The organism is Psychroflexus sp. MBR-150 (assembly GCF_053628795.1).
This window is the reverse complement of record NZ_JBRJHB010000040.1, coordinates 1-5671: the sequence shown is the minus strand read 5'-3', so window position 1 is coordinate 5671 and position 5671 is coordinate 1. Positions and strand designations below refer to the sequence as shown.

General features: G+C 36.6%; 3 protein-coding genes. 1 reads left to right on the top strand and 2 read right to left on the bottom strand.

The features are described 5' to 3' along the window. Both ACSSV5_RS12115 and ACSSV5_RS12110 read right to left on the bottom strand, forming a co-directional pair. The coding region (locus tag ACSSV5_RS12115; RefSeq protein ID WP_454246085.1) for a phage integrase N-terminal SAM-like domain-containing protein at nt 1-860 on the bottom strand (860 nt) is incomplete at its 3' end. 9 nt (nt 861-869) lie between these two features. After that, nucleotides 870-1289 (bottom strand): hypothetical protein, encoded by a 420-nt coding sequence (locus ACSSV5_RS12110; RefSeq protein WP_454246084.1) that lies wholly within the window; start codon nt 1287-1289, stop codon nt 870-872. A 369-nt stretch (nt 1290-1658) separates the two neighbouring features. On the opposite strand from ACSSV5_RS12110, the gene ACSSV5_RS12105 reads away from it, so the two are divergent. After that, on the top strand, nt 1659-5671 hold a 4013-nt coding region (locus tag ACSSV5_RS12105), incomplete at its 3' end, for a PKD domain-containing protein (RefSeq protein ID WP_454246083.1).

The window sequence follows — 5671 nt, the reverse complement described above, 5'->3', positions numbered from 1 at the left end:
ATCAATTTGTGCTTAGGTTGCTTTACGGCTTTAAAAATACGTTGACACTCATCAACACTCAAAACCACAGGTAGAGTTTTTTCTTTTTTCGGTCTCGGAATATTCCAACTTTTTGTGTCGTCCCATTCCAAAACATTTTTAAAATAAAACTTCAAAGCATTCACAATCATATGTCCACTTGCAGATTTTAAACCGCGTTCAGATAAACTTGACAAATATTTGACTACAACTTTCCTGTTCAACGTAGCAGGATCAGCATAATCATTAACCCGCAAAAAACTTATAAATGCACCTGTATAACTTTTAATAGTTGAAGTACTGTAGTTCACCGCCATCAACATATTAGTCATATCTTCAACATAAGGCTTAGCAAAATCGGGAACCATATCTAACAAGGTCTGCTTGGTTTTGGTCAATTCAACTGACTTTTTATTAATCTTGTTGCTTGATTTAAAATAAGTCTTAGCTACGTGATAGTGTATTTTTACTTCTAAATCACTGAGCAAAAGTTCTAAAGACTTCTTATGATTTGGCGTTGCTGGAATCAAATAAGCATTCAAAGCCTTGCTATAACGACTTTGGCTTACACGTCTCAACACGTCAACCAATCGGAAATCGTCTGAAAAATTTACCCGAATATAGCGTTCATCATCTATATATTTATGCACTTCAACACTCAAATCTTTGGCAAAGGTTTGTTTTTTAAAATAATCTTCACCAAACAATGGTACGCCAAAAATATTCTCAACATTTGCCTTAACCTGTGGATGTCTGTAAACCATATACACTTTATGCGTACCATTCCAATGAACACCTTTCACTTTTTTAATGGCCTTGACATAAGATTGAACATAATTCATCTTAAGTACCTAATATTTCCCAACACTATCTAACACTCTTAGATTTAAACGATGATCAATCTCAAATGAATGAGATTTATGGGTCAATTCATCTACTGTAAATGCAGATGATGATAACCTTTCGTGATTTTTCACTATGGGCAACTTTTTACGCTGTCTTTCAACGCTTGCCTTATCGTTATTTTTATTTTTAGATTGTTTTTGATGTGATGCTGAATTTGTCTTTTCTATCTTTATATTGCTAAAGTTTGTTTTGAATATGTTATAATTTTTTTTGTTGTAAGGCAGGTGCCAGCACAAATGTGTTTTACTGAATCGAGCACCTATCTGCTTCATTTTTAAACGTGTTTCATTGTCTCGCTTATCAAAAAATGCTGCTATCCTATAGTCGCCACGATGCCATATTTTTCTCAATACAATTTCACTCATTTCTATTTACCTGAATTATTTTAATTTTATTTAAATAGCTGATTATTATAGGTTTACGTAAAATGTAAAACTTGAATAATTTCTAATACAAGAAAGTTTCAATAAAATTTAAACACGGCTTCGCCACAGTAAGTCACAACATCAATTGAAACAAACCCATAAAAATTTTTTAAATTTAATAAAAAAATAAACAATACCTTAAAATACTGATATAATTGCACAATTCCAATTCTAAAAATTCAAAAAACGATTAAATAATGCCATTGGTTAGCTTTAAAAACAAAATTTAAGTAAATAATAATTATCTTATATAGTTTAAAATTTACTATTTTCGAAAAATATTTAAAATTATATTAATACTTAACATATATGTCGATTAATAAAATACTGTATAGCCTTCTTTTTATATTATCTGTTTATAACATTTCAGCCCAAGATATCTTAATGCAAGATGGCACATTTAACCAGTGTAGTGGCTCTTTTTTTGACTCAGGAGGAGCAAGTGGCAATTATAGCACAGGTGAAGACTTTACGGTTACAATTTGTCCTGATGATCCAACTTTGATAACTACTTTAGAATTTACGGAATTTGATGTAACAGGTATTCAAGGTAATACATTTGAAATTTACGATGGAAATACTGCAGATCCAGCACTTTTAATCGGAACATTTTCAGGCACTTTGTCTGATAATCCAGAAATTTTGTTTGTATCTGCTTCTGATCAAAACCCAACGGGTTGCCTTACTATAGTTTTTACATCAGCAACTTTTCCTTTTGGTTCAATGATAGGATGGGCTGCAAATATAGACTGTAGAGAGCCTTGTACCACCACAACTGCAGACTTGGTGCAAGTAGAACCTTCTGAATTTAACACAACATCAGGCAACTATGAAATCGGTAATTTTTTGCCGATAACATTTGAAATTGACCCAGACTTTACATCTAATAATGGAACCAATCCACAATACGTATGGGATTTTGGTGATGGCTCACCTACAGTAACTACAACGATTCCCATTGTTCAACATGAATTTACGGCTTTAGGAAATTTTAATGTAACGGTAAATATTATTGACGATTTTGGGTGTTCAAATGAAAACGCAGTAACCATTCCTGTAGAAGTCATTTCAAGGTCTGGTTTTACTTGCGATACCGCCCAACCTTTTTGTGCTGGTGGTGAAGTTTTCTTTTTTCCAAACTCAAGTAACGCTGGTGGTGGAATTCCATCAGCCGAGAATGGCCCTGATTATGGTTGTCTTAATTTACAACCTTTTCCAGCATGGTTTTTTGTTCAAATAGAACAATCTGGCGACATTGAATTTTTCTTAGAACAAAATACAAGTCAAGATTTTAATGGGAATGGATTAGATGTCGATTTTAAAATTTGGGGACCATTCAGTAGCGCTTCAGGTAATTGCGATAACTTAAATTCTTCGACTGAGGTTCCAGATTTGCCTAATGGTAATCCCTTAGACGGTTGCAGTTATTCAGCAGCAGCTATAGAAACTATGGGAATTCCTAATGCTCAAGCTGGTGAATTTTATATCATTGTGATTACAAACTTTAGTCAAAATCAAGGATTTATAAGCTTTGAACAAACTAATGAAAATGACCCTGGCGCTGGTACTACCTCATGTTCAATTCTCGGTGATGATATTGATGCTTGTGAAGATGAAACGGTAACTGTTTTTACCAACGTTCCCGGTGGTGATACTTTTGAATGGGCTCTTCTAAATACTAATACAGGAAATTTTGATGTACTTCCTGGAGAAACTGGAAGCTCAATTGATATCACTCAGCCTGGTGGCACTTATCAGGTCACGGTCTCTGGACCAAACACGCAGATTGTTGATGAAATTACGGTTAACTTTTTTGAAAACCCAGTAGTAACGACGCCAGTTCAACAGTTGATTGAGTGTTCTTCATTTTTTGACTTAACAGAAGTTGATCTCAATGCTCTCGGCGTAAACATTCCTACTGAGTTTGAAATTTTGTATTTTACTGAATTAACTTTTGCCGAGGAGGGCAATCCTATTCAAGCTATTCCAGATACTCAATCAGTCAATTATCAAGCTACTGAACAAAATGAAGAAATATTTGTTAGAGTTCAAAATATCCTAAATCCTAATTGTTTTACGATTACATCATTCATACTTGTTCAAGATGGAGTTTCAGTGGGTTCTAACTTTACAGACATTACAGAATGTATTCCTAATGGTCAACCTGCCAGCTTTGATCTTACAATTAATGATAACGAAGCTTTAAATGGTCAAGATCCCAATAATTTTAATGTATTTTATTATGACAGTCAGGCCGATGCCAACAATAATAATACTGCAAATGCCATTCAAATTCCAAGTAATTATGAAGTTTCAACCCCTGGAGTGTTCACAATTTATGTAAATGTTGAAAACCCAATCACTCAACCTTGTTTTGCTGTTAATTCCTTTCAAATAGAAGCAATTTTATCTCCAGACATTCAAACACCCCCTGAAGACTTAACACAATGCGGCGATTTCACCCTAACCCAAACTTTTGATTTAACCGAAAACAATGTGAGTAGTTTAGGCATATCAAACCCAGCAGAAACCCAACTCACCTATCACAACACCCAAGCCGAAGCCGATATAGGAGACAATCCCATACCAGATCCTGCCAACTACCAACCTGCAAACAATCAAGAAACGATATTTATCAGAGCCGAAAACATCAACAGCTCAGATTGTTTTTCTACTGACAGTTTTACCATTGAAATCTTTGATGTAGAGATATTACAACCCGACGATTTAGGTTTATGCGACGACGGTAGCGGCACAGGTACAGCCACTTTCAACCTTACAGAAAACAATTTTGTGGTACTAGGACCTAACCAAGACACCACGACGCATTCTGTGAGTTACCACGAAACCCAAGCCGACGCCAATGGCGGGTCAAACCCCATTCCAGATCCCACGGCTTACCCTAACACCAGCAACCCACAGACCATATGGGTGAGAGTGCAGAACATTGGCGATCCAACAAACTGTTTTGAAATAGCGAGTTTTGAGATATCGGTAACCGATTCTGCCCCAGTGAACCTAAACCCACCAAACATCGTAGAATGCGATGATGACAACGACGGCTTTTTCAACAACTTTGATTTAAGCAGTCAAGACGATGTGATAAGTTTAGCCAACCCTGATGTTCAAGTCAGTTATCATTTAACCCAATCAGATGCCGAAAATAACGTTGGAGCCTTGAGTTCGCCTTATTCTAATGTGGTAGAAAGTGTTCAAACAATCTATTTTAGAACCGAAGACATCAACAACAGTTGTAGCTTGGTCAGCAGTTTTGAGTTGCAAGTAGTCGATAGTCCAATACTGACACCAATAGCAGAACCTCTATCGGTATGCGATGACAATACAGACGGCTTTTTGTTTTTTGATTTAACACAAATAGAGCCCGAAGTCTTAGGCAGTTTAGACCCAACAAACTTAGACATCACATACCACTTGAATGAAACTGATGCCGAGACTGATCAAAATGAAATAGCCCAACCGACGAACTATCAAAACACGAGTAGCCCACAAACCATTTGGGTGCGGGTAACCGACACGAGCAATGCCCAAAATTGCTATAATATCGAGTCTTTTGATATAGAAGTCTTGCCATTACCAGAGATTATCAACCCCGAACCCTTAGCCGTTTGTGATGATGAAACAGGCGGAGATTTAAGCGATGAAATCGCCACCTTTGATTTGAATGATAAGATAGATGAAATCACCCAAGGCAATAATGAGCTAAACGTAGAGTTTTTTGAAACCCCAACTGATTTAACCAATAACAACCCGATAACACCAATAGACAGTTATGTCAACCTCATAAATCCCCAAACGATAGAGGTGAAGGTAACCAGTCAGACAACAGGTTGCGAAGACTTTACCACTTTAACTTTGGTGGTTAATCCTGTACCGAGTTTGGCTCCGACTTTAGAACCTTTAGAGGTTTGTGACCCCGACAATGACGGCTTTGCAGAATTTGATTTAGATGCCGCTATTGCAGATATTCTAAACAATGAACCTGAGGTAACAATTACTTTTCACTTGACCCAAGCCGATGCCGACTTAGGAGTCAATCCTATTGATACCACACAGCCTTTTGGAACAAACAACCCCAACCAACAAACCCTTTATGTCAGAGCGGAAAACACAGGACCAAACGGCGATGATGGTACAGGTTGTTATGATACACGTCCATTAGATTTAATAGTAATCCCCAGTCCAGAAATACAAAACTTAGAAGACTTGACACGCTGTGATGATGAGACTGCAAATGGCTTTGCGAGTTTTGATTTAACCCAAAACACTCCAGAAGCTCTCGGCAATCAAGACCCGACAAACAT